Source organism: Cupriavidus sp. PET2-C1 (genome assembly GCF_054515855.1).
Genome location: NZ_CM137259.1, coordinates 3,396,622 through 3,420,725, shown reverse-complemented (window position 1 = coordinate 3,420,725; position 24,104 = coordinate 3,396,622). Strand labels below are relative to the sequence as shown.

The following is a 24,104-nucleotide window of genomic DNA, read 5'->3' as shown; positions in this document are numbered from 1 at the left end:
GGCGAATGCGGAGTCAAATGAAGGGTCCAGGAGATTCTCAAATTCCATAACGTTCAGTTGAACTGTTAGCGGCTGGCCAGCCGCTCAATGGCGAGCACGCCGGCTCGCATCTTGTCGACCGCCGAAGAATTCGCAGAGTGCACGATAATTCTTGGCGGCTTGAACCCGCGCAGCGCGACGGCCTCTTCAATCCACAGGATGACATCGTAGCCGTTGCCCCGGGCGTCGTTGCCCAGGTCATGGTCCAGGCTGATTTCCTCGACGGCCCCGCTTTCGAGCAGTTGGACGGCCTCATCTGGCCAGTAGACGCGGCGCCACCCGTCGGGCGTTGGCCGCTCATCATCAAGGAACACTTTCATGTTTGTTTCACCCTGAAGAGGGGTGCATCAGCACGGGAGACATGCATTATGCTGAAGTCTTCATATTTCGCCTACACCAATATGGTTACCCCCAAACTCGTGGCCAAAATCGGCGCTATCGCCGGTAGAGTGAACAAGAATCAGACGTGACGGGCAACCGATGAACCCATCCGAACTAGTAATCCATCTTGAGCGGCCGATGGCGCAGCTCCACCCCGACGGGCCTCTAGCCAGAGATATTGTGATCGCTGGCCTCAAGTGGCCAACTGACTATTGGTCTGAGCTAGCACTCGCCTGGCTTTGTGAGGGACTACCAGTTGACGAAGAAATAGCCGCCCTGCTCATTGCGGTCTCCCGGCAGGAAGCGTTTTCTCAGCGCCTCAGGCATCAGGCATTCGCCATCGCAATGCGGTGGGAAAAGCGAAAACATCGGCCCCAATCCTGAGGTCTGTGTTATCGGGTCTTCCGCGGATCTGGGACGTCCCGACATCGGCGACAATCGCTCGCTACCGGCCAGAAGCGGCCATTTGAGCGCACCGCAATCCCTCCAGATAGGTGGTCGCGTTCGCGACGCGTGTATAACGGTCTGGATTTCTAGTGTTTCAGAAGCGGGGTTCCGCTGACCGTTTCAGTGCAACGCACATTGAGAACTGAACATATGGACAGAGAAGGATTCATCTACCTCGACATCGAACACCCAGTGGTAGCCTGGAACACCTATCGGGGTAGCCTCATGTCGCGGGAACAGATATGGACGCAGCATGGGCAAGGCGCTGTATCGCTGCGCCTTGCGAACATTTTTGACTCGGGTGATTTTCGGCGGTTGCAGTCGGAGCTTGCCATCGATGCAATTCGCGTGCGCGATTTCCCCAGCGCTGTCTCGCGGCTTTCCGGCATGTTCGTCTTCGATGAGGTCGAGAGCGCGCTTGCTGCCGAGCAAGCTGCTTGGGGCGGGCACATCGACTCGGAATACTTGACTGACGTTGGGCTGACCTATGGCACTGCAACTCGAGTCGATGCGAACTGGATTACGCGGATGCTCGATGCTGATGCGAATCTTGTTCCTGGCTGGGAGCAACTCGCCATAAAGTACTGGAGCGGGGAGGACTGTTGCGGGACCCCAATCTGGGAGTTATTGGTGGACGGAAGTGCGACTGTGTGGGGAACTCGTCTTCGCAATCAGGCGTACGAGGTCATCCGGTCGCGATATCCACAGTCTCTCGGCCTTTTAGAAGAAAGCCGAATCGCTGCACTGCTAGGCTTTTCACTCGGTCACATTTCCTCTTGGCTCATACACAAAGGAGACCACGCTGAGCTGGCGTTCTACTTAGACAATACGTTGGATGGTGACCCGAGATACCGTGCTGCGGTGGAGCAGCACATCAGGACTGCTCCGCCAGATTCGGTGAATGCACGCGCTCTTCTCGCTTCGCCAAGTGTGGCGAGGCTCCCTGACCTGACTTCGTATTCCAAGCTGCTGCCTTTGAGATCCGTGCAATCATAAGCGACTGATCCAGGGCCCGCTGCTCAGCGCTCACCAAGCAGATGGGAGTGCCGAGGCTGGTTTGCGTTGGACGCGGTATGCGAGCCTGCGGCAATAGCAGGACACAAGGTGAATACGTAAATGGAGGATGCCCTATGCTTAGGCAGCTAGGAGTAGCGGACGCGGAGTCGTTCTCCCGCCTCCGCCGTGCGCTTACTCGAGATAACCCGATTCCCATGGGCTTGACCATGGAGGAAGAGTTGTCCCGGCCCATTGAAGGTTTCCGTGATCAGCTTTCTTCTCCCGCGCCGAATGCCGTCTTCGGCGCCTTCGAAGGCGAAGAACTTGTCGGAACCGCTGCGATCTCCTTGTACAACCGCTTCCCGTCTTCGCGGCATAGAGCTCTACTCTGGGGCGTTTTCGTCTCCCCGCATCGAAGACGCCAGGAATTGGGGCGAAACCTTGTGACATGCGCGCTTTCGCACGCGCGAGAAAATGATATAGTCCGCGTCAATTTGACCGTGTACGTCCCCAATCTGGCTGCAGTAGCGCTCTATATTGCCTTGGGTTTTCAGTCATGCGGCGTAGAGTCGGAAGCCATCTGCCTGGACGGTACCTATTACGATGGTGTTCAGATGAGCTTCCGCCTATCTGGGGAATAGCATCTTTCCTTGATCGCGCGATTGAATGTCGGCTTCGGGTTGAATCCCCAGTCGGGAGCTGCCTTTCGGCCTGAAGCGAATCAACGACCATGCCTCGGCCGCATTGGTCGTTCGCCCTGGAGCTATTGAATGAACCGAGTTGGGAAGCGGCGGCCGGCTGCCTGATGACTGAGGTCCCTTCGCGGCCACGAGGAGACGTTGGACATCGCGCTCTGATTCGCCTGGAAGCGGTCTTTGGAGATGTCCCTTAGCCGTTTCGACTTGCAGTCCGAAGGGCCGCCGTTGACCAAGCCAAGCTCGCGGCCGTGCCGAGTGTTTTTACCTAGGCTATTCGTTGCCAAACTGACCGTTGCAGCGTTATATTGATTGTAACGAACTGTTGTTTTGGGGGCGAGAAGAGTCACCAACCCCTCTCATCGAAGTTTCTTCAAAGCATGAACCGAACAAGTCTATTTTCTCTCGCGGCCACGATTGTTATTTTGTCGGGGTGCGCCACCAAGACAAGATACATCGAACCGAATTCCGCTGCGCCTCGTGCCCGACTCAGCATCGACGTACAAACGGTAAAGCTCATTTCTGGGTTCGCGACCGTTGACGTAGTAGCTGGTCCTTCAAAGTGCGGTCAAGAGTATCCAGATAGCAAGCGGGCAATCGTCATCTCGCGTGGTAACCCCCTAATCTCGAACATCAATGCTGAAGGAATTTGGGTCAACGCGGACCAACCAATCCATTTGGTGACAATGATGGGCATGGATGGTTTTAGTTGCGGTCAGGCTTTATCCTTCACGCCGGAAGCGGGAGGAAACTATCAGCTGCGCGCCGTTGGCCAATCCTCGTTCAATCGTTATGCAGCTCCGACGTGCAAAGTTCAGGTTGTCAGCCGCTCAAATCCGAATGGTTCCGACGTAGAAGCTTCTAAGCCACTCGGGTGCATTCGCTAACGGCCTAGTCTTTTTTGCCAAGCAGCGCATCGCCCCCCCCTAACGTAGTGCGCTGTCGAATGACCGCTGTCGAACGAACTCAAATACCGTTATGGGCAAAGGCGAACGCATGCCGCGAGCGTCTGCTTTCGCGAAGTCGCAATGACCGCTTTGGGCAAGCGCGTATGTCTGCAGCGGGTCGACTACGGAAATTCGGTGCCGAGTCGGGGCGATCGAGCGCCGGCCGAGGAGTCAACGTCCGGGTTCAAACCAGGACGTTGACTCCTCGCTTCCCTTCGATTCAAAACAGGCATCAGCACGGGGCCGACGAGCGACTGCTACAAGCGCTATCACGCCGATCACGTGACCGGATAGCAGAAGTCGTCCACAGCGAAAGTCCCCTCCAGATTGACAACCCCCCACACCTGCCCGAGAATCCCCCCATCACCTCAAACAAAGGTGATCGGGCGTGGAAACCCGGAAAACGTAGGCGGACAGCCGCTATTTGCGGCTTTTTTGTGTCCATGCGTTCGTGCGCGCGTAGTATGTCTACGGCGGGCCGAGCGGGGCAGCTTTCGGGCTGGCCGGTTTCCTACGTTTCCGGTATTTCCACCCTCGCTGCGGGCCCGCCACCCTCACGTGGAAATGAGAGGCGGGTCTTCCAACCCAAACTAGGAAGCCGCTATGTCTGACACCTTCGCTCGTGCCGAGCAAACCACCTACGTCGATCCACCCGAGCGCACGCTCACCCTCTCCCGGCAATCCGACCTGCTCGCCGACCTGATCCGCATCACCTTCCCAGCAGACACCCCCACAAAGCTAAGCGTCCAGGAACTAGCGTACCAACTAGACGCGTTGCGCAACGACGCCCAAGGCATCGCGCAGGAAAGCTGTGCCGACTTGCTACGCGTTAGCGCAGGCCTTGGCTCCGTTCTGAGATTGCTGGATTACGACAGTGACGAGGTAGAAGACAGCCACGGGTTGCACTGCTTGCTGACGCCGTTGAAGCAGCAGTTGGATGCGGCTTTGAACCGGGTGCAGGGGTTGCTTTGAGGTAGGAGGAGGGGGCGAGTAGGCTCTGAGCGTGTCGCTGCTGCGGCCCCCTCCCCAAACAGCCGGTTCACGTCTGTCAGTCCACAAACGGCATGAAGCAAGCGCCTTCGTTCGTTACGGGAGTCTGGCCCGTAGCCAGTCCCAACGCGTCGGGGGCAGTGTCACATAGCCCTTACCATCGCGCGCCCCGATGTCATACAGCACATGGTCGTGAAACCAAAGTAGGCGCGGAGCGTCGGGGTCAAGGTACGTGCGCTCTGCGAGTAATTCATCGCTACGCGCAGCATAAAGGCGAAATAAAGTGCCGTACTCACGCGCTAAATAGCAGGTTTCACCTATGTAATCACCAAAATCCTCCCGCTTGCATTCGTGCGCGGTCGATCTGTCTCTTGCATCCAAGCCATAGGGAACAAGAAATACAGCAGCCGCGGCTAATGCCGCTAGCCTGATTGCCGAACGTAGCCGAGGTTCGGATTTGGTTTCTGCGCCTATTTTCATAGGTCGAACTCCACAATTAGCCGATTTTGAAGTCTTATTTGTCGTCTATCCGAGTAGAGAATAAGATCGCCGCCTTGATTGTGCTTTAGCTGCCAGTCGCGGTAGTCCTTGTTTCTCACGGGGTGGTAAATACTGTGGTCAGAAATGATCCCATGCCTTGCTACCGGTGCCATAATCCAATCATTCGATGTTATCTCGCCCAGAGCTGTTGCGCTTGGCACAATGATGAAGCCTTTTCTATTCCAGTGACCAAGGTATTGTGATCCTCTTTTTCCTCTGTCGTGAAATGTAAAAACATCACGCATATACACAGAAATGTCCAATATCTCAACGAGCATGCGCTTGTCAGTGACCTTGTGGAAGAAGAATCCGCCTATTGCTGCATTTAGTGAGAACGCTCCAAGAGAGCCGTATAGGTCATCCATCAATAGCCCATGCGGCATTGCAATGCCTCTCAGTAACATAAGGAATTTTTCTGTATTTTCCGAATCTATCTGCTTTAGCTGGAATTGGAACTCATTATGGTATCTGTGCATATCGCCATCGCATAGCTTCCACGCGTCCCTGTGATAGGGCGATGGGCGATGTTTCGAAAATATCTTGATGATAGCTTCTCTTGCGGATTTCGAGTATATCGATTCATCTATTAGCCAATCATATTTTTCTTTTGCTCGTTCAAATCCCAGTATCCATTTCAATTTGAACATGGTTGTGTCGATCATGCTTTGCGGAAATGGATCGCCGTTCTGGTTAATGCCAATACGCGCGCCTTCGTCCGAGTCTGCATAGTTCAACTCGCCAGATAACCATTTACGCATGACCTTGGCCGACATAGGCCAGCCGATGCGATCCATCGCGCCAGGAATATCCTGTAGATCAAACGGTTTAATGCGCGGCTTCTTGATTGCCGGCGCGGCGGGAGTCGGCGTTGGCTTTGGCGGTGGCGGCGTGTTCAGCCATTCTCGAAACTCTAGAATGCTCTCTATGAGCGATTTCGGCGGGCGCTCTGGTGCTTTCGGCTTTGGCGGCGCGGGCGGCGATGGGGGTTGGTCGCGTAGGAGGGGTGCAAGCCGTTCCGTGGAGACATAGAACTCTTCTACGTCCTCAATGGTGCATCCTTCCTGTTCGCGTCTGAGCACCCACAGGGGCTTAATGAACCGTTGCTCAAAAAATGGTATCCGCCTTTCTGACCTTTTCATAGTCGCTCTCATCACCAAATTTTCTCTTTTAGCAGAGGCTTAATCAGATGAAAATCAGACGATTCCTATTTTCAGTCGGGAAAATGCAAATTATTGAAAACGAGGCGCGCTGCACCGTCATGCTTAGCGTCGTGCTATACGTTGCATCGTCCAGGAACTAGCCTACCAACTAGACGCGCTGCGCAACGACGCCCAAGGCATCGCGCAGGAAAGCTGTGCCGACTTGCTACGCGTTAGCGCAGGCCTTGGCTCCGTTCTGAGATTGCTGGATTACGACAGTGACGAGGTAGAAGACAGTCACGGCCTGCATTGTTTGCTGACGCCGTTGAAGCAGCAGTTGGATGCGGCTTTGAATCGGGTGCAGGGGTTGCTTTGAGGTAGGGGGTAGGGGGCTTGTGGAAGGGTGAGATGCTTCGCTCTTGCTCGCTCCCGCCCTCTCCCCCGCCCCTCTCCCGCAGGCGGGAGAGGGGAGACAACAGAGCGGAGGTTGAAACGGCTCTGGTGTCTTTGAACCAAGGCGACGAGCGTCGCCCGGTTTATCGGCTGCAGCTTACTTGATACCCAAACGCCACAGCGAAGTCACCTCAGCCGCACGCGCAGCGTGCAGCGGGTCGGTCATGTCCGCAGCCTTCGGGTGGTTCGGCTTCACTTCCAACCGCCCCAGCACCTTCAGCCCGGCTTCGTCAATCCAGCCCAGCAACTGGTCCCGCGTGCGCAGGCCAAGGTGTTCCGCCAGGTCCGACAGCAGCAGCCAGCCTTCGCCCTTGGGCTCCAGGTGATCCGCCAGCCCGGCGATAAAGCCCTTCAGCATCTGGCAGTCGGGGTCATACACCGCGCGTTCAATCGGCGAGTTGGGGCGTGCCGGTACCCATGGCGGGTTGCACACCACCAGCGGGGCGCGGCCTTCGGGGAATAGGTCGGCTTCCACCACTTCGACCTGGGCGGCGGCTTTCAGGCGGTGGATGTTGTCGCTGGCGCAGGCGAGTGCGCGCGGGTCCATGTCGGTGGCGATCACGCGTTTGACGCCACGCTGGGCTAGCAGGGCGGCCAGCACACCGGTGCCGGTGCCGATGTCGAAGGCGAGGTTGAGGGCGCCGGCGGGTAGCTGGGCCTTGGCCACCAGGTCGATGTATTCGCCGCGCACGGGGGAGAACACGCCGTAGTAGGGGTGGATGCGTTCGGCCAGGGCGGGGATTTCCACGCCTTTTTTACGCCACTCGTGGGCGCCGATCAGGCCGAGGAGTTCGCGCATGGATGCCACGTAGGGAGCGTCGACCTCGCCGTAGGCTTCGAGGCAGGCTTCGCGCACATCGGGGGAGCGGCGCAGGGGCACGAGGTGGTCGGCGTCAAAGGGCAGCAGCAGCATGGAGAGCGTGCGGGCGCGCTGGGACTGGGCCTGGCGGTGCAGGTGGAAGGCTTCGGTGGGGGTGGGCTTGGCCTTGGGCACCTTGGCGGCCTTGGCGGCTTTCTTGGGCTTGTCGGCGCGGCGGGCCAGGGCTTGGAGCAGCTGGCGGGCGTTTTGGAAGTCGCCGCGCCAGAGCATGGCAGTGCCTTCGCAGGCGAGGCGGTAGGCGGTGTCGCCGGTGGTGGTGTCGTCTGCGATGACGACGCGCTTGGGCGGGGGCATGCCGGCTTCGGATTGCCAGTTTGCGCTGCGTTCTTCGCCGTTTTCGGTCCAGTGGATGGTGGCTTGCTCTGTCATAGGGTCTTTCTGGCTGCCTGGGGCGGCCAATGGGTTGTGCTGCGTTGTGCTGATAAGTCTGGCCAACCTGGGTTGGCCATTCAAGGTGATCCGTCCCCGCGGTGCGCCGGTGGCTTATCCGGGGCGCCGTGGCGGGGCTGGCATGGCGCGGCTGGTGGCTGTCTCTCTGTCTCTATCTATGTCTATGGTCAGCCGCGCAGGATTGGGTAGGGTAGGGGTGATGCGTCAGAGTTCGTAGGCTTCGTGTTCGCCCGACATGGCTTGTTCTACCAGCTTGCGGTTGAGCGTTGGGGAGAACAACTCAATAAAGGTATACACAAAGCTGCGCAGGTAGGCGCCTTGCTTTACAGCCAGGTGCGTCACATTGGTGCCGAACAGGTGCCCGGCGGGGATGCCGCGCAGGTTGCGGTCGCGCTCGGCATCAAAGGCCACGCCGGCGACAATGCCGACGCCCAGGCCGATTTCTACATAGGTCTTGATGACGTCGGCGTCGATGGCTTCCAGGATGATGTCGGGCTTGAGGTGGCGCAGCTCAAAGGCTTTGTCGATCTTGGGGCGGCCGGCGAAGTTGGGATCATAAGTGATGAGTGGGTAACCCATCAGGTCTTCCAGCGCCAGGTGCTTTTTTTCTAGCAGGGGGTGATCGGGGGGCATGACGATCACGTGCTGCCATTGGTAGCCGGGCAGGGAGATGAGGTTTTTGTCGGCCGAGATGCCTTCGGTGGCGATCCCGATGTCGGCGTGGTCGTGCAGCACCATGTCGGCGATCTGGGTGGGATTGCCCTGTTGTATGGAAAGGCGCACCTTGGGGTAGCGCTTGGTAAACTCCGCGATCACCCGGGGCAGGGCGTAGCGCGCTTGCGTGTGGGTGGTGGCGATGGTGAAGTTGCCCTGGTCCTGGGCGGCGTAGTCCTTGCCTACGCGTTTCAGGCTTTCCACTTCTTGCAGGATCTTTTCTACCGACTCCAGGATGCGGCGGCCGGGCTCCGTCAGGCTGCGGATGCGCTTGCCGTGGCGGGTAAAGATGTCCACGCCGAGCTCTTCTTCCAGCTCGATGATGGCCTTGGAGACACCGGGTTGTGACGTGTAGAGCGCTTTAGCGGCTTCGGTCAGGTTGTAGTTCTGACGTACGGCTTCGCGCACAAAGCGGAACTGATGCAGGTTCATATAACTGTGTTCGTATAAACAAACAACTTCTTATTAGTTTGAGATATGAGGGCAGTTTATTACGATTCTCGAACTTTGTTAATGAACGGTCGGAACCTCCGTGTGCATGCCTCACTTTTAGGCAGCAACGGGCGCTTACCGGCCCGGTGAACCCCAATGTCTCTTGCCTATACCGTTTCCGGTCTGCTAGTAGGCGTCCTCGTCGGTCTGACCGGGGTAGGCGGGGGTTCGCTCATGACGCCGCTGCTGACGCTGTTGTTCGGCTTTTCGCCGGCCACGGCGGTTGGCACCGACCTGGCTTTCGCCGCCATTACCAAGGGTTTTGGCACGCTGGCGCACCGCGCCCACGGCCATGTGCAGTGGCAGGTGGTGCGCCGCTTGTGCATCGGCAGCCTGCCGGCCGCGGTGGTGGCCATCCTGGTGCTCAAGAGCGCCGGTGAGCTTAACGCGCAGTGGCTGCACGCGATCCGCATGACCATCGGCGTGTCGGTGATCCTGACGGTCTTGTCGCTGCTGTTCCGCCGGCAGCTGCTGGCGTGGCTGTCCCGCAACCCCCAATTCCAGCTTGAAGGCCGTGCCCAGACCCTTGCCACCATCGTGGTGGGCGCCGTGATCGGCGTGCTGGTGACGGTGTCCTCGATCGGCGCCGGTGCGGTTGGCGCCACCTTGATCCTGCTGCTCTATCCCCGCATGAAGCCTGCCGAAGTGGCGGGCACCGATATTGCCTACGCCGTCCCGTTGACGGCGCTTGCCGGCCTGGGCCATGTGTGGCTGGGCACGGTGAACTGGACCCTTTTGCTGGCCTTGCTGGTGGGCTCGATCCCCGGCATCTGGCTGGGCGCGCAACTGTCGCGGGCGTTGCCCGAGCGGCTGGTGCGCGCCGCGCTGGCTACCACGCTGACGCTGGTGGCCATCAAGCTCGTCTCCTGAATTCAACGAATACTGAACGGACCCACACCATGTATCAGTACGACCAATACGACCAGCGCATCGTCAACGAACGCGTAGCCCAGTTCCGTGACCAGGTGCGCCGCCGCCTGTCCGATGAACTGACCGAGGAAGAGTTCCTGCCGCTGCGCCTGCAAAACGGCCTGTACATGCAGCGCCATGCCTACATGCTGCGCGTGGCGATTCCGTACGGCTTGCTGTCGAGCAAGCAGATGCGCATGCTGGGCCATATCGCGCGCGAGTATGACCGCGGCTATGGCCACTTCTCCACCCGCCAGAACATCCAGTACAACTGGATGGAGCTGGAGCGCGTGCCCGACGTGCTGGCCGAACTGGCCAGCGTCGAGATGCACGGCATCCAGACCTCCGGCAACTGCGTGCGCAACATCACGACCGACCACTTCGCTGGCGTCACGCCGGATGAGTCCGTGGACCCGCGCGTGCTGGCTGAGCTGCTGCGCCAGTGGAGCACGTTCCAGCCGGAATTTGCGTTCCTGCCGCGTAAGTTCAAGATCGCCATCTCCGCTTCGGCCGATGACCGCGCCGTGGTGCAGATGCACGATATCGGCATCTACGCCTACCGCAACGCCGAGGGCGAAACGCGCCTGCGCATCCTGGCCGGCGGAGGCCTGGGCCGCACCCCGATCCTGGGTTCGGTGATCAAGGAAGACCTGCCTTGGCAGCACCTGCTGTCGTACGTGGAATCGGCCATTCGCGTGTACAACCGCTATGGCCGGCGCGACAACAAGTACAAGGCGCGTATCAAGATCCTGGTGAAGGCGATCGGCGCGGAGAAGTTCGCGCAGGAAGTCGAGGAAGAATGGCAGCACAGCAAGGATGGTCCCGCCACCATCACGCAGGCCGAGTTCGACCGCGTGGCGCAGTACTTCGCGCCCCCGGCTTACGACAAGCTGCCGGACACCGACGCTTCGTATGAAAAGCACCTGCTGGAAGACAAGGCTTTCGCCCGCTGGGTGAGCCGCAGCGTGCATGCGCACAAGGTGCCGGGCTACGCCGCGATCACGCTGTCGACCAAGCCCGGCCCGGCATCGCCCCCGGGAGATGCCACCGATGCGCAGATCGACCTGGTCGCTGACCTGGCCGACCGCTACGGCTACGGCGAGCTGCGCGTGGCGCACGAACAGAACCTGGTGCTGCCGGACGTGAAGAAGCGCGACCTGTACGCGCTGTGGCAAGAGGCCAAGAAGGGTGGCCTGGCTACCGCCAACATCGGCCTGCTGACCGACATCATCGCCTGCCCGGGCGGCGATTTCTGCTCGCTGGCCAATGCCAAGTCGATCCCGATCGCGCTGGCCATCCAGGAGCGTTTCGACAACCTGGACTACGTGCACGACCTGGGCGAGATCTCGCTCAATATCTCGGGTTGCATCAACGCTTGCGGCCACCACCACGTTGGCAACATCGGCGTGCTGGGCGTGGATAAGGATGGCGAGGAGTGGTACCAGGTCACGCTGGGCGGCGCGCAAGGCAACAAGAGCGCCATCGGCAAGGTGATTGGCCCGTCGTTCAAGGCTGAGGAAATGCCGGACGTGGTGTCGCACATCATCGACACCTATGTGGCCAACCGCCATGACGACGAACGCTTCATCGACGTGCTGGGCCGTATCGGCATCGCCCCGTTCAAGGAACGCGTCTACGCCGACAAACAACGCGAACGCGCCGAAGCCTGAGCACCGGAGATAACGACATGGCAAAGATTATTCAACTGCAACGCAGCGAAGGCGCCAGCCCGGTTCCGGTCATCATCGACGATGCATGGACGGTGCTGCGCGGTGCCGAGGGCGCGGCCCTGACCGACGAACAAATCGTCGCCGCCGCGCAAGGCAAGGACGCTGTGCTGTTCCCGCTGACCGCATGGCTGGCGCACAAGGACGGCGTGCTGGCTGGCCGCGCTGCCGACATCACCGGCATCTGGCTGGCGCCGGAAGACGAGCCGGCCGACGCGCAGGGCGCGTTTGCCAGCGTGGCCGTGGTGGCGGTGGATTTCCCCGTGTTCCGCGATGGCCGTGGTTTTTCCACCGCCTACCTGCTGCGCACGCGCTACAACTGGTCCGGCCAGCTGCGCGCCATTGGCGACGTGCTGCGCGACCAGCTGAACTTCATGAAGCGCTGCGGCTTTGATGCCTTCGCGGTGCGCGCGGACAAGAACATCGATGACGCCATCAAGGGCTTCACCGAGTTCACCGTGGCCTACCAGGCATCGGTGGATGAGCCGCTGCCGCTGTTCCGCCGCAACCGCGCCGAAGCGCTGGGCAAGGAAACGGCATGAGCGAGATTGCTATCGTCGAGGCTCCGGTCTCGTCACTGCGCCCGCCGGCGCTGTGGACCGCGCCGGAGTACACCGGCAGCGTGGCGGACCTGGCGGCCAAGGAGCGTGAGCTGGGCCTGCGCCTGGCGGAGATCGCCGGCCGCTTTTTCCGCGCCCGCTTTGCGTCCAGCCTGGCGGCCGAAGACATGGTGGTGACCGATGCCATCCTGCGCGGCACCGAGCAGGTGCGCGCCGGCATCCGCGTGTTCACGCTGCAAACCGGCCGCCTGCATGCTGAAACGCTGGCAGTGCTGGATGAGGTCAAGGCGCATTACGGCTACGACATCGAGCGCTTCACGCCGGACCCCGAGGCGGTGGAGAACTACCTGAAGAACCATGGCCTGAACGCGTTTTACGACAGCGTGGACCTGCGCAAGAGCTGCTGCGGCATCCGCAAGGTGGAGCCGCTGAACCGCGCGCTGTCGCATGCGGACGCCTGGCTGACCGGCCAGCGCCGCGAGCAAGCGGTGACGCGCTCGGAGCTGCCGTTCGAGGAAATGGACGAGGCACGCGGCATTCCCAAGTTCAACCCCCTCGCCGACTGGAGCGAGGCTGAGGTGTGGGCTTACCTGAAGCGCCATAACGTGCCGGTCAACGCGCTGCATGCCAAGGGTTACCCCAGCATCGGCTGCGAGCCTTGTACGCGTGCCGTGCGCGCTGGCGAGGATGTACGCGCCGGGCGGTGGTGGTGGGAGAGCAAGGACTCGAAAGAGTGCGGGCTTCACGAACAGAACATCAAGCATTGAGGCCAGACGAAATGGGCATCATGAACGAACTGACCGGCGCGCCGGAAGTGGCGCACCTGCTGCAAGTGCAAAACGATCACCTCGACAAGCTCGAGGCGGAATCCATCTACATCATCCGCGAGGTGGTGGCGGAGTGCCGTAACCCGGCGCTGCTGTTCTCGGGCGGCAAGGACTCCATCGTCATGCTGCACCTGGCGCTCAAGGCCTTCCGCCTGGGCGACCGCAAGACCGAACTGCCGTTCCCGCTGGTGCATATCGACACCGGCCACAACTACCCGGAAGTGATCCGCTTCCGTGACCAGCGCGTGGCCGAGCTTGGCGCGCGCCTGGTGGTGGGCCATGTGGAAGATTCCATCAAGCGCGGCACCGTGCGCCTGCGCAAGGAAACCGACTCGCGCAATGCCGCGCAAGCCGTGACCCTGCTGGAAACCATCGAAGCCAACAAGTACGACGCGCTGATGGGCGGTGCCCGCCGCGACGAAGAAAAGGCGCGCGCCAAGGAACGCATCTTCTCCTTCCGCGACGAGTTCGGCCAATGGGACCCGAAGGCCCAGCGCCCGGAACTGTGGAGCCTGTACAACGCCCGCATGGCGGCCGGCGAGCAGATGCGCGTGTTCCCGATCTCCAACTGGACCGAGCTGGACGTGTGGCAGTACATCGCCCGCGAAGAGCTTGAGCTGCCCCCGATCTACTACGCGCACCAGCGCGAAGTGGTGAAGAAGAACGGCCTGCTGGTGCCGGTCACGCCGATCACGCCGAAGCAGGACGGCGACGTCAGCGAAGTGATCTCGGTGCGTTTCCGCACCGTGGGCGACATCAGCTGCACCTGCCCGGTGGCCAGCGTCGCGGCCTCGCCGATCGAGATCATCGCCGAGACGGCCGTGACGGAGATCACCGAGCGCGGTGCTACGCGGATGGACGACCAGACCAGCGAAGCGTCGATGGAACGCCGCAAGAAAGAAGGCTACTTCTAACCCGGACGCATAGGCGGGCACATCGCGTCGTTGCGAGAGTGCTCGTGTACCAATGTACACGTCGCCCTCACGCGCCTAGCGCTGCCTCCCGCCTATGCGCCGGAGCGAGCGCTGCGCAGGATGAAGAAAGGATTTGACATGAGCACCCAAGCAACACACCAAGGCCTGCTGCGTTTTATCACCGCGGGTTCGGTCGACGATGGCAAGAGCACCCTGATTGGCCGCCTGCTGTATGACAGCAAGGCTGTGCTGTCCGATCAGCTGACCGCGCTGACCAACGCCAAGAACAAGCGTACCGCCGGCGAGCAGATCGATTTCTCGCTGCTGACCGATGGCCTGGAAGCCGAGCGCGAGCAGGGCATCACCATCGACGTGGCTTACCGCTACTTCTCCACCGCGCGCCGCAAGTTCATCATCGCGGACACGCCGGGGCATGAGCAGTACACGCGCAACATGGTGACGGGCGCGTCCACCGCGCATGCCGCCATCGTGCTGGTCGACGCCACCCGCGTGACCGTGACCGACGGCCGCGCCGAGCTGCTGGCGCAGACCAAGCGCCATTCGGCCATCCTGAAGCTGCTGGAGCTGCAACACGTGATCGTGGCCATCAACAAGATGGACCTGGTCGAGTTCAGCGAAGAGCGCTTTAACCAGATCCGCGCGGCCTACACCGAGCTGGCCAGCCAGCTGGGTTTGAAGGATGTGCGCTACGTGCCGGTGTCGGCGCTGCGTGGCGACAACATCGTCAATGCCAGCCAGGCCATGCCGTGGTACCAGGGCGAGCCGCTGCTGCCGCTGCTGGAAGCCCTGCCGGTGGAAGAACCCGCACCCGAAGGCGACGCTGCGCTGCGTTTCCCGGTGCAACTGGTGATCCGCCAGGATGGCGCCCAGGCTGACGACTTCCGCGGCTATGCCGGCCGGGTCGAGGCAGGCACCGTGCGCGTGGGCCAGAAGCTGCGCGTGCTGCCCGCCAACCGCGATGCGCTGGTGGCCGAAGTGCTGACCCCCAACGGCGTGGCCGAATCGGCCAGCGTGGGCGAGACCGTGACGGTGCGTTTGTCGGAAGACGTGGATGTGTCACGCGGTGATATGTTCGTGGCGGCCGCCGCGGACAGCGTTTCGGCCAAGAAGCTGACCGCCGACCTGTGCTGGTTCGATGACGAATCGCTCAATCCGGCCCGCAAGTATGTGCTCAAGCACACCACGGCCAGCGTGTTCGCACGCGTGTCGTCGGTGGATCGCGTGCTGGACGTGCATACGCTGCTGCACGAGACCGACCGCCACGAAATCGGCCTGAACGATATCGGCTCGGTGCAGATCTCGCTGCAAAAGCCCATCGTCTGCGACAACTATGGCGACAACCCGGCAACCGGCGCTTTTGTGCTGATCGACGAAGCCACCAACCACACCGTGGCCGCTGGCATGATCCGTGCGTTCGCCTGAGGCGAGTGCATAGACAAATCGATCCAGTGAGCGCGAAGGAGCATGGCATGGGCAAGGTCTATCTGATCGGCGCGGGTCCCGGCGCCGCGGACCTCATTACGGTGCGCGGTGCACGGCTTTTGGGCGAAGCCCAGGTGGTGCTGCACGATGCGCTGGTCTCGCCCGAGATGCTGGCATGGTGTCCGCAGGCGCAGTTGATCGAGGTGGGCAAGCGCTGCGGCCAGCGCTCTACCGCGCAGTTGTTCATCAACCGCCAGATCGTGGATCAGGCCAGCAAGTTCGAGCGCGTGGTGCGCTTGAAGGGCGGGGATCCGATGCTGTTCGGCCGCGCCGACGAGGAACTGCAGGCGCTGGAAGAAGCCGGCATCGAGTACGAGATCGTGCCGGGCATCACCGCCGCGCTGGCGGCGGCTTCCGCGATCCGCAAGCCGCTCACCAAGCGCGGCGTATCGCGCAGCGTGGCGTTTGCGACGCAATCCAAGGCAGCCGACACGATCGACGTGGAGGCCGATGTCAAGGCCGATACGGTGGTGTATTACATGGGCCGCGACCAGGCGGCATCCATCGCCGCGCAGTTGATCGCGCACGGCAAGCCGGCTTCCACCCCCGCCTGGGTGGTCGAGGCCGCTACCTCGGCGCACCAGCGCAGCCGCCAGTTCACGCTGCGCCAGATGGCAGCGGGCGAGGCGGCGGCCTGGATCAACCCGGTGCATCCCAGCCTGCTGATGATCGGCGAAGCGCTGGCCTCGCGGGCTAGCGAGGTGGTGCCGCAGGATGTGGATGGCGACGTTGCATACGTGGAAACGCGCGCAGCCTGAAGCACTGGCGCGCTAAAAGAAAAAGCCGGGCAACGTTGCGTTGCCCGGCTTTTTCTTTGGGTGCTTCGATGGGGCTACGTGGGCGCTAGGCGTTGCCGCCGGCGAGCGTCCCCGCGCAATAAGCCACAATCGCATCCAGCACGCTGTCATCCTCGCCGACAGCCGCCGCGCAGCGGATCGTCACACCCGGAAGCTTGCCCCGGCAATCATCCAGCAAGGCCGGCAGGTCCCGCCGCAGATGCCCGCCCTGGCCAAAGAACACCGGCACCACATTGATGTCGGTAACGCCCCCGGCGGCCAGCTCCGCCAGCGTATCCGGCAGCGAAGGCGTCATCAGTTCCAGGAAGGCCAGGCGCACCGCGCAATCAGGCAGCGCAGCCGTCAGCTTGGCGTGCAGCCGGTCAAACGGCTCGCGCCAGCGCGCATCGCGCGCGCCATGGCCGAACAGCACCATGGCCTGGCGGGGAGGGGGCGTGGTATTCATCATCGAGCCTCAATGCTTGCCGGCTTGCTGGCTGGCTTAATGCCGGTCCACCCAGCGCAACGCGCCAAGCGCCACCAGCAGGTACAGCGTGCCGGGGATCAGCGCCGAGACGATGGGCGGCCAGGTATGCAGCAGCCCCACGTGCGAGAACAGGGTGTTGGACAAGTGGAAGGACAGCCCCAGCATGATGCCGCCGAACACCTTCACGCCCACCGCGCCGGCCCGCGCGTGCAGGTAGGCAAAGGGCAGGGCCAGCGCCACCATCACGAACAGGGTCAGCGGGTAGATCACTTTCTTCCAGAAGGCGATCTCGTAGCGCTGGGTGTCCTGCTTGTTGTCGCGCAGGTGGCGGATATAGCGGAACAGGTCCACCGTGGACATCCGCTCCGGCTCCACCAGCAGCACCGACAGGATCTGCGGTGTCAGCTCGGAGCGCATGGCCATGGTGGGCACGCTTTGCTGCTCGCCGCGGAAAGCCGGCGCCAGGGCGTCCGCCTTGCCGGGCTCGCCCCTGGGCAGTTCCTGGAAGTGGGTCTCGGTCACGCCGGTGAGCTGCCAGGACTGGCCGCCCTCGTAGCGGCCTTCCTTGGCCACGCGGATCACGCTCAGGCGGTATTGGTCGTCGAACTCGTAAATGGTGACGCCGGTGATGCTCTGGTCGGGCCGCAGGCCGGCCACATTGACGAAGCGCGTGACCTCATGGCCCTTGGCGGCATCGCGGTCGCGGTCCTTGACCCACACGCCGGAGCGAAAGCCCGCCGAAACCGTGGCGCCCAGTGCTTCGAGCTTGACCTTCTGCGCGTACTGCTCGGCCTTGGGGCCGATGAATTCGCCGAAGATAAACGTGGCGATGGCCAGCGGAATCGCCAGCTTGAACAGCGAGAACAGCGCCTGGCGCGTATTCAGGCCGGCCACCCGGAAAATGGTGTACTCGGACTGGCTGGCCAGTTGCGAGAACACATAGATGGCGCTGATCAGCACCGCGATCGGCAGCACCTCATAGATGCGGGTGGGCGCCTGCAGGATGACGTGGAAGAATGCCACCAGCGAGGTGTAGCGGCCGGCCACGCTCTCCAGTTCGCTGAGCATGTCGAAGAACACGAACAGCGCCAGCACCGCAAACAGGATGAAGGCGAAGACGCCGTAGATCAGCCGCGCGAAATAACGCTCGTAGACGCGCAATACCTTCATGCCTGGTTCCCCCGGGCGCCACCCTTGCGGGGCAGGCCGAAGACCGCGCGCCAGCCACCCAGGCTGCGGTTCTGGCGGTAGCGGAACAGCATCACCGCGCCCAGCAGGGCGATCAGGTGGAACGGCCACCAGGCCATCGAGAACGGGATGGAGCCGGAGCGCACCCAGGCCTGCGAGAGATTGATCACGTTACTGTAGGTCAGGTAGATCAGCACCGCGAAGACCAGGGGCGTGTAGCGGCCCAGGCGCGGGTTGACGTAGGCAAGCGGGATGGCGATCAGCACAAAGTTGAAGGCCAGCAGCGGCAGCGACAGGCGCCAAAGCAACTCGCCCAGGTTCTCGTTGTTGGGGTTGCGCAGCAGGTCGATGGTGTCGCGGCTCTTGGTCGGGAGGTTGGCTTCCGACTCAGGTGGTTTGTTGTCCACCTTGACCGCGTACTGGTCGAACTCGACGATGCGGTAGTCGATCTTGCCGGGCGTGCCGGCATAGCGGCGGCCGTTTTCCATGACCACCATGCGGTCGCCGTTGGGCATGGTCTGGAACTGGCCCTGGTGGGCCAGCGCCACGCCGATCTTGTCGGCCTCGGCGTTGGCCACGAAGACGTTGCGCGCGTGCTTCATGTCGGCGTCGATGCCTTCGATGAACAGCACGTAATTGCCCTTGGCCGGCTCGATGAAGCGGCCGGCGGCAATCATGGACAGCACGCCGCGCTGCTCGAAGCGGTCGCGGAACAGCGCGCTTTGCTGGTTGGCCCACGGCCAGGCGAACATGCCCAGCAGCAGCGACATGATGATGAAGGGCGCGGCAAACTGGAGCACCGGCTTGACCAGGTCGCGCAGCGAGATGCCGGCCGAGAACCACACCACCATCTCCGAGTCCTTGTACCAGCGCGTGAGCACGATCAGGGTGGAGATGAACAGGGTGGCGGACAGCAGGATCGACAGGTAGCCAATGGTGGCCAGGCCGATCAGCATCAGGACGTCATTGGGGCTGGCCTGGCCATTGGCGGCCATGCCGAGAATACGGATTACGAGCGAGGTCAGCATGAAGGTCAGCATGACCAGAAACACCGCGCCGGCGGTGTATGCGAGCTCGCGACGCAAGGCTTGTTGAAAGATCATGCGGAGTCGGTTCCGGGCTGCCGGCCGGCGCGGGCGATGTCGGTGCCGGGGGGCTTGCTAGCAAGCATAGCGGACCGGCGGCAGCAAATCGCGGATAATAGGAGCTTTCGTGGTGGACAAGCCCCTGGAAGGAAGCGCGATGGAATTTAGCACAAAAGCCTTGGATTGGAGCAAAGCGGGCCAAAATGGTTTCCTGGCAACCAAGACCGATTGTCTGGTGGTGGGCCTGTTTGAAGGACAGAGCCTGGCCGGTGTGGCCAAGGCGCTCGACGTGGCAACCAAGGGTTTGGTCTCCCGGCTCGTCAAGCTGGGCGATTTCGAAGGCAAGCGCGGCACCCAGCTGATGCTGCACGAAGTGGCCGGCGTGGGCGCGGCCCGCGTGCTGCTGGTGGGCTTCGGCAAGGAAGCCGAGTTCGGCGACAAGGCGTTCGCCGAGGCTGTGCGCACCGCGCTGCGTGCCTTGTCCGGCACGCGCGCCGCCAATGTGCTGTGGTGCCTCGCCCAGCAGCAGGCCCCGCAGCAGGCTGGCAACGCCCGCGACCTGGCCTGGCGCCTGATCACCACCGTCACCCTGATCCGCGAATCCGGCTACCGCCTGCTGGAGCGCCATCCGGGCCTCAAGCGCGCCAACGCCAAGGGCAGCAGCAACGGCAACGGCGCCGACAAGCTCACCGGCTTGCGCAAGGTGGTGCTCACGGTCGACGCGGCCGACGCCAAGGCGGCCGCCCAGGCCGTGGTCCGCGGCGCGGCCATCGCCAACGGCATGGAGCTGACCAAGGACCTGGGCAACCTGCCGTCCAACATCTGCACGCCGACCTACCTGGCCAATACCGCGCGCGGCATCGCCAAGCGCCACAAGCTCAAGGTGGAAGTGCTGGGCCGCAAGCAGCTCGAGGCCCTCAAGATGGGCGCCTTCCTGGCGGTCACCAAGGGCGCGGTGGAGCCGCCGCAGTTCATCGTGCTGCGCTACGACGGCGCCTCGGCCAAGCAGGCGCCGGTGGTGCTGGTTGGCAAGGGCATCACCTTCGATACCGGCGGCATCTCGCTCAAGCCCGGCGAGGGCATGGACGAGATGAAGTACGACATGTGCGGCGCCGCCTCGGTGCTGGGCACGCTGCAGGCGGTGGCCGAGATGGGCCTCAAGCTGAACGTGATCGCGGTGGTTCCCACCTGCGAGAACATGCCGGCCGGCAACGCCACCAAGCCCGGCGACGTGGTCACCAGCATGTCCGGCCAGACCATCGAGATCCTGAACACCGACGCCGAAGGCCGCCTGGTGCTGTGCGACGCGCTGACCTATGTGGAGCGCTTCAAGCCGGCCGCCGTGGTGGATGTGGCAACCCTGACCGGCGCCTGCATCATCGCGCTGGGCCACGTCAACAGCGGCCTGTACGCGCGCAACGACGGCCTCGCGGACCAATTGCTGCAAGCCGGCCGCAAGGCCATGGACACCGCCTGGCGCATGCCGCTGGACGATGACTACCAGGACCAGCTCAAGTCCAACTTTGCGGATATGGCCAATATCGGTGGCCGCCCGGCCGGCAGCGTGACCGCCGCCTGCTTCCTGGCGCGCTATACCGAGAAGTACGACTGGGCCCACCTGGATATCGCCGGCACGGCCTGGAAGAGCGGCGCAGCCAAGGGCGCCACCGGCCGCCCGGTGCCCCTGCTGGCGCAGTTCCTGATGGACCGCGCTGGCTGAAGCTGGATGGTTAAGCTTGATGCTTGACAGCAGGGACGGGCCGGCGCCGGCATCTGCGCGGGTCCGTCCCTGTTTAGCTTCATTCTCACAGGATTGCTTTCAACCATGACGCGTATCGATTTCCACAGCAACGTGCCCGACAAGCTCGGCTACGCTTGCCGGCTGATCCGCAAGGCGTACGGCGCCGGCCAGAAACTGGTGGTGCATGGCGCGCCGGAGCAGCTGGCGCAGCTCGATGCGCGCTTGTGGACGTTCTCCGCGCTGGATTTCCTGCCGCATTGCGGCGTGGACAGCCCGAACGCCGAGGTGACGCCGATCGTGCTGGCGGCCACGCTGGACCAGGCTCCGCACCATCAGCTGCTGATCAACCTTAGCGCCGAGCCGCCGGTGCAGTTCGCCAGCTTCGAGCGCATGATCGAGGTGGTCGGCAGCGACGCCGAGGACCGTGCCGCCGGGCGCGAGCGCTTTCGCCTGTACCGCGAGCGCGGCTATCCGCTGGCGCATCACGATATCGCGCAGGCCGGCCAGGCAGGCCAAGGCACACAAGCCACACAAGGCGCACAAGCCAAGGGGGATGCCGCATGACCGAACGCACCACCTCGCGCGTGATCCCGCGCATCGGGCCCAACGACAGCATTCCACTGCTGACGGAAGTGATCGACCTGCCCACCGACGGCGCCAGGCAACCGGCGCCGGACGCGACGCCGGCGGGGGCCACGCAAGCGGCAGCCTGGTCGGATTCCGGCGCTGGCGGCCCAGGCCATGCCCAGCCCGTGCATGACTTGACCTGGCCTGGCCCGGTCACCCATGTCGTCATGCCCCGTGAGCCCGGCGACGGCATTCCCGCGCCCGATATCCCGGCACTGCACCAGCCAACCCCGTCGACCCAGGATGGCGCCTACTCGGTTTCGCACGCCACGCACCACGCCAGCCCGCCGCCCAGCCCGGACGAACTGCGCGCCGTGCGCAGCGAGCTGCTGACCCGCGTGATGATGCGGTTTCGCACCGAATGGCCGCAGGTGGTGGAGGCCCATACCGAAGCCACGCTGCAATCGCGCCTGGCCCCGCTGACCGCGCAACTGGCGGCGGAACTGACGCAGGCGATGGAGGCCCGGCTGGTGGAATGGCTGGACGCCACGCTGGAAGAGATCGAGCGGGATCCGGGCGGGATGTGAGGGAACCGGGCACTGAACGAAGCCGCCGAACAGGCCAAAGCCGCGCGCCATGACGACGGCCGTTTCTCCCTCGCCCCTCAGGGGGAGAGGGCCGGGGAGAGGGGTGGCTTAGCTAGGAGCCACTGGAAGCGAAGCCCGCGGTTGTTTCCAGCATGGCGGCGTATCCAGCGCCCGCCCTCTCCCCCAACCCCTCTCCCGCAGGCGGGAGAGGGGAGCCAACCGCGCGGGTGTTTGGGCGTTGCCGTGATTCTCTTTCCCGTCATGCAAAATCCACGCGCCATAAAAAAGCTCGCGATCGCTCGCGGGCTTTTTGTCCTTCTGGGGATGAAGCCGCAGCCTCAGTCCGTCACAGCGCCCTTGCTGGCGGTCGAAGCCAGCTTGGCGAACTTGGCCAGCACGCCACGGGTGTAGCGCGGTGCCGGCTGCTTCCAGGCGGCGCGGCGCTTGGCCAGCTCTTCTTCGCTCACATTGAGCTCCAGCAGCAGCTTGTGCGCGTCGATGGTGACCGAGTCGCCTTCCTGCACCAGCGCGATGTTGCCGCCCACGTGCGCTTCCGGCGCGACGTGGCCGACCACCATGCCCCAGGTGCCGCCCGAGAAGCGGCCGTCGGTGATGAAGCCGACCGATTCGCCCAGGCCCTTGCCGATGATGGCCGACGTGGGGGCCAGCATTTCAGGCATGCCGGGGCCGCCCTTGGGGCCCAGGTAGCGCAGCACCAGGATGTCGCCGGCGTTGATCTTGTCGGCCAGGATGGCGTCCATGGCGCTTTGCTCGTCCTCGAATACGCGGGCCGGGCCGGTGATGACCGGGTTCTTCAGGCCGGTGATCTTGGCGACGGCGCCTTCCGGTGCCAGGTTGCCCTTCAGGATGGCCAGGTGGCCTTCCTTGTAGAGCGCCTTTTCGATCGGCATGATCACGTCCTGGTCGGCGCGCGGGGTATCCGGCACGTTTTCCAGTTCCTCGGCCAGGGTGCGGCCGGTGATGGTCAGGCAGTCGCCGTGCATCAGGCCTGCCTTGAGCAGGATCTTCATGACCTGGGGAATGCCGCCCGCGCGGTGCAGGTCGGTCGCCACATACTGGCCCGACGGCTTCAGGTTGCAGATCACCGGCACCTTGCGGCGGATGCGTTCGAAGTCGTCGATGCTCCATTCCACTTCGGCCGAGTGGGCGATCGCCAGGTAGTGCAGCACGGCGTTGGTGGAGCCGCCGGTGGCCATGATCAGCGCAACGGCATTCTCGATGGACTTGCGCGTGATGATGTCGCGCGGCTTGATGTCCTTCTTGATGGCCTCGACCAGCACGCGTGCCGATTCGGCGGCGCTGTCGACCTTTTCCTGGTCCGGGTTGGCCATGGTCGACGAGTACAGCAGCGACATGCCCAGCGCCTCGAACGAGGAGCTCATGGTGTTGGCGGTGTACATGCCGCCGCACGAGCCCGACGACGGGCAGGCGTTCTTCTCGACGCCTTCGAAGTCTTCCTGGCTCAGGCGGCCGGCGGTGAATTCGCCCACGGCTTCGAACGACGACACGATGGTCAGGTCCTTGCCCTTCCAGTTGCCCGGCTTGATGGTGCCGCCGTACACATAGATGCCCGGCACGTTGGTGCGCGCCAGCGCGATCATGCCGCCCGGCATGTTCTTGTCGCAGCCGCCGATCACGACCACGCCGTCCATCCACTGGCCCTGGGCCGCGGTCTCGATGCAGTCGGCGATGACTTCGCGGGAGATCAGCGAGTACTTCATGCCTTCGGTGCCCATCGACATGCCGTCCGAGATGGTCGGGGTGCCGAAGATCTGCGGGTTGGCGTCGGAGGCCTTGATGGCCGCCACGGCGGCGTCGGCCAGGCGTTGCAGGCCTGAGTTGCACGGCGTGATGGTGGAGTGGCCGTTGGCGATGCCCACCATCGGCTTGTCGAAGTCTTCCTTCTTGTAGCCCAGCGCGTAGTACATCGAGCGGTTGGGGGAGCGCGCCACGCCTTGCGTGATGTGCTGCGAGCGTTTGTTGTATGCCATGGGAATCTCCGGGGGAAGTGTGCCGGCCTGCGCGGGGCGCCCCGGGGTTCCGAGGACCGGGCAGGCTCTTGCCATGTTGTGGACGAGAGCATGCCGCTTGCCTTTTATCGTGTCAAAT

Annotated in this window: 23 protein-coding genes; 15 read left to right on the top strand and 8 right to left on the bottom strand. The window is 62.7% G+C overall.

Annotated elements, in window-relative coordinates:
* Window positions 1–65: 65 nt before the first annotated feature.
* Complete coding sequence (locus ACX12D_RS15400; RefSeq protein WP_459371785.1) at window positions 66–359, bottom strand: cyclic-phosphate processing receiver domain-containing protein; 294 nt, start codon at window positions 357–359, stop codon at window positions 66–68.
* A gap of 658 nt (window positions 360–1,017) precedes the next feature.
* Here ACX12D_RS15400 and ACX12D_RS15395 point away from each other — a divergent pair.
* From ACX12D_RS15395 to ACX12D_RS15380, 4 genes are all read left to right on the top strand, one after another.
* Entirely contained in the window at window positions 1,018–1,863 is an 846-nt protein-coding gene (locus tag ACX12D_RS15395) for a hypothetical protein (RefSeq protein ID WP_459371784.1), read from the top strand.
* A 215-nt stretch (window positions 1,864–2,078) separates the two neighbouring features.
* A complete protein-coding gene (locus tag ACX12D_RS15390) occupies window positions 2,079–2,504 on the top strand; it encodes a GNAT family N-acetyltransferase (protein ID WP_459371783.1) in 426 nt (141 codons plus the stop codon).
* A 434-nt stretch (window positions 2,505–2,938) separates the two neighbouring features.
* A complete protein-coding gene (locus tag ACX12D_RS15385; RefSeq protein ID WP_459371782.1) occupies window positions 2,939–3,445 on the top strand; it encodes a hypothetical protein in 507 nt (168 codons plus the stop codon).
* Window positions 3,446–4,108: 663 nt separating this feature from the next.
* Window positions 4,109–4,477 (top strand): DUF1484 family protein, encoded by a 369-nt coding sequence (locus ACX12D_RS15380; RefSeq protein WP_459371781.1) that lies wholly within the window; start codon window positions 4,109–4,111, stop codon window positions 4,475–4,477.
* Window positions 4,478–4,971: 494 nt separating this feature from the next.
* Here ACX12D_RS15380 and ACX12D_RS15375 read toward each other — a convergent pair whose 3' ends face one another.
* Window positions 4,972–6,174, bottom strand: a complete 1,203-nt coding sequence (locus ACX12D_RS15375; RefSeq protein ID WP_459371780.1) for a DUF6402 family protein — start codon at window positions 6,172–6,174, stop codon at window positions 4,972–4,974.
* 223 nt (window positions 6,175–6,397) lie between these two features.
* Here ACX12D_RS15375 and ACX12D_RS15370 point away from each other — a divergent pair, with 223 nt between their 5' ends.
* Window positions 6,398–6,550 carry a DUF1484 family protein gene (locus ACX12D_RS15370; protein ID WP_241754344.1) on the top strand — a complete coding sequence of 51 codons (153 nt, stop codon included), beginning with the start codon at window positions 6,398–6,400 and terminating at the stop codon, window positions 6,548–6,550.
* Window positions 6,551–6,724: 174 nt separating this feature from the next.
* Here the strand turns inward: ACX12D_RS15370 and ACX12D_RS15365 are convergent, their stop codons facing one another.
* On the bottom strand, window positions 6,725–7,876 hold the full coding sequence (locus ACX12D_RS15365; RefSeq protein ID WP_459371779.1) for a 50S ribosomal protein L11 methyltransferase: 1,152 nt from the start codon (window positions 7,874–7,876) through the stop codon (window positions 6,725–6,727).
* A 225-nt stretch (window positions 7,877–8,101) separates the two neighbouring features.
* Window positions 8,102–9,043, bottom strand: a complete 942-nt coding sequence (locus ACX12D_RS15360) for a CysB family HTH-type transcriptional regulator (protein ID WP_006159509.1) — start codon at window positions 9,041–9,043, stop codon at window positions 8,102–8,104.
* Between the two features lie 156 nt (window positions 9,044–9,199).
* On the opposite strand from ACX12D_RS15360, the gene ACX12D_RS15355 reads away from it, so the two are divergent.
* From ACX12D_RS15355 to cobA, 7 genes are all read left to right on the top strand, one after another.
* Entirely contained in the window at window positions 9,200–9,973 is a 774-nt protein-coding gene (locus ACX12D_RS15355; RefSeq protein WP_459371778.1) for a sulfite exporter TauE/SafE family protein, read from the top strand.
* 29 nt (window positions 9,974–10,002) lie between these two features.
* Complete coding sequence (locus ACX12D_RS15350) at window positions 10,003–11,682, top strand: nitrite/sulfite reductase (RefSeq protein ID WP_441633205.1); 1,680 nt, start codon at window positions 10,003–10,005, stop codon at window positions 11,680–11,682.
* A 17-nt stretch (window positions 11,683–11,699) separates the two neighbouring features.
* Window positions 11,700–12,281: a DUF934 domain-containing protein gene (locus ACX12D_RS15345; protein WP_459371776.1), complete on the top strand. Its 582-nt coding sequence runs from the start codon at window positions 11,700–11,702 to the stop codon at window positions 12,279–12,281.
* The gene (locus tag ACX12D_RS15340) at window positions 12,278–13,066 is read left to right on the top strand and encodes a phosphoadenylyl-sulfate reductase (protein ID WP_459371775.1); all 789 of its coding nucleotides are present in this window, start codon (window positions 12,278–12,280) and stop codon (window positions 13,064–13,066) included. Before ACX12D_RS15345 ends, ACX12D_RS15340 begins: the two co-directional genes overlap by 4 nt.
* Window positions 13,067–13,077: 11 nt before the next feature.
* Entirely contained in the window at window positions 13,078–14,040 is a 963-nt protein-coding gene (cysD, locus tag ACX12D_RS15335; RefSeq protein WP_459371774.1) for a sulfate adenylyltransferase subunit CysD, read from the top strand.
* A 138-nt stretch (window positions 14,041–14,178) separates the two neighbouring features.
* Complete coding sequence (locus tag ACX12D_RS15330; protein WP_174427935.1) at window positions 14,179–15,483, top strand: sulfate adenylyltransferase subunit 1; 1,305 nt, start codon at window positions 14,179–14,181, stop codon at window positions 15,481–15,483.
* 47 nt (window positions 15,484–15,530) lie between these two features.
* Window positions 15,531–16,301, top strand: a complete 771-nt coding sequence (gene cobA, locus ACX12D_RS15325; protein WP_459371773.1) for a uroporphyrinogen-III C-methyltransferase — start codon at window positions 15,531–15,533, stop codon at window positions 16,299–16,301.
* Window positions 16,302–16,386: 85 nt separating this feature from the next.
* Here cobA and ACX12D_RS15320 read toward each other — a convergent pair whose 3' ends face one another.
* From ACX12D_RS15320 to lptF, 3 genes are read right to left on the bottom strand one after another with little or no spacing between them, the layout of a single operon-like run.
* Complete coding sequence (locus ACX12D_RS15320) at window positions 16,387–16,785, bottom strand: sirohydrochlorin chelatase (protein WP_459374035.1); 399 nt, start codon at window positions 16,783–16,785, stop codon at window positions 16,387–16,389.
* A 36-nt stretch (window positions 16,786–16,821) separates the two neighbouring features.
* Window positions 16,822–17,976 carry an LPS export ABC transporter permease LptG gene (gene lptG / locus ACX12D_RS15315; RefSeq protein ID WP_459371772.1) on the bottom strand — a complete coding sequence of 385 codons (1,155 nt, stop codon included), beginning with the start codon at window positions 17,974–17,976 and terminating at the stop codon, window positions 16,822–16,824.
* Window positions 17,973–19,097: an LPS export ABC transporter permease LptF gene (gene lptF / locus ACX12D_RS15310; protein WP_459371771.1), complete on the bottom strand. Its 1,125-nt coding sequence runs from the start codon at window positions 19,095–19,097 to the stop codon at window positions 17,973–17,975. The genes lptG and lptF overlap by 4 nt, the downstream gene beginning before the upstream one ends.
* A 139-nt stretch (window positions 19,098–19,236) precedes the next feature.
* Between lptF and ACX12D_RS15305 the strand changes: the two genes are divergently transcribed.
* The 3 genes from ACX12D_RS15305 to ACX12D_RS15295 all read left to right on the top strand — a co-directional run bounded on the left by ACX12D_RS15305 (window position 19,237) and on the right by ACX12D_RS15295 (window position 21,974).
* The gene (locus tag ACX12D_RS15305) at window positions 19,237–20,799 is read left to right on the top strand and encodes a leucyl aminopeptidase (RefSeq protein WP_459371770.1); all 1,563 of its coding nucleotides are present in this window, start codon (window positions 19,237–19,239) and stop codon (window positions 20,797–20,799) included.
* A gap of 105 nt (window positions 20,800–20,904) precedes the next feature.
* Window positions 20,905–21,384, top strand: coding sequence for a DNA polymerase III subunit chi (locus tag ACX12D_RS15300; protein ID WP_459371769.1), 480 nt, complete (start codon window positions 20,905–20,907; stop codon window positions 21,382–21,384).
* Window positions 21,381–21,974, top strand: a complete 594-nt coding sequence (locus ACX12D_RS15295) for a hypothetical protein (RefSeq protein WP_459371768.1) — start codon at window positions 21,381–21,383, stop codon at window positions 21,972–21,974. The genes ACX12D_RS15300 and ACX12D_RS15295 overlap by 4 nt, the downstream gene beginning before the upstream one ends.
* 338 nt (window positions 21,975–22,312) lie before the next feature.
* On the opposite strand, the gene ilvD is transcribed toward ACX12D_RS15295, so the two are convergent.
* The gene (gene ilvD / locus ACX12D_RS15290) at window positions 22,313–23,986 is read right to left on the bottom strand and encodes a dihydroxy-acid dehydratase (RefSeq protein WP_441633226.1); all 1,674 of its coding nucleotides are present in this window, start codon (window positions 23,984–23,986) and stop codon (window positions 22,313–22,315) included.
* Between the last annotated feature and the right edge of the window lie 118 nt (window positions 23,987–24,104).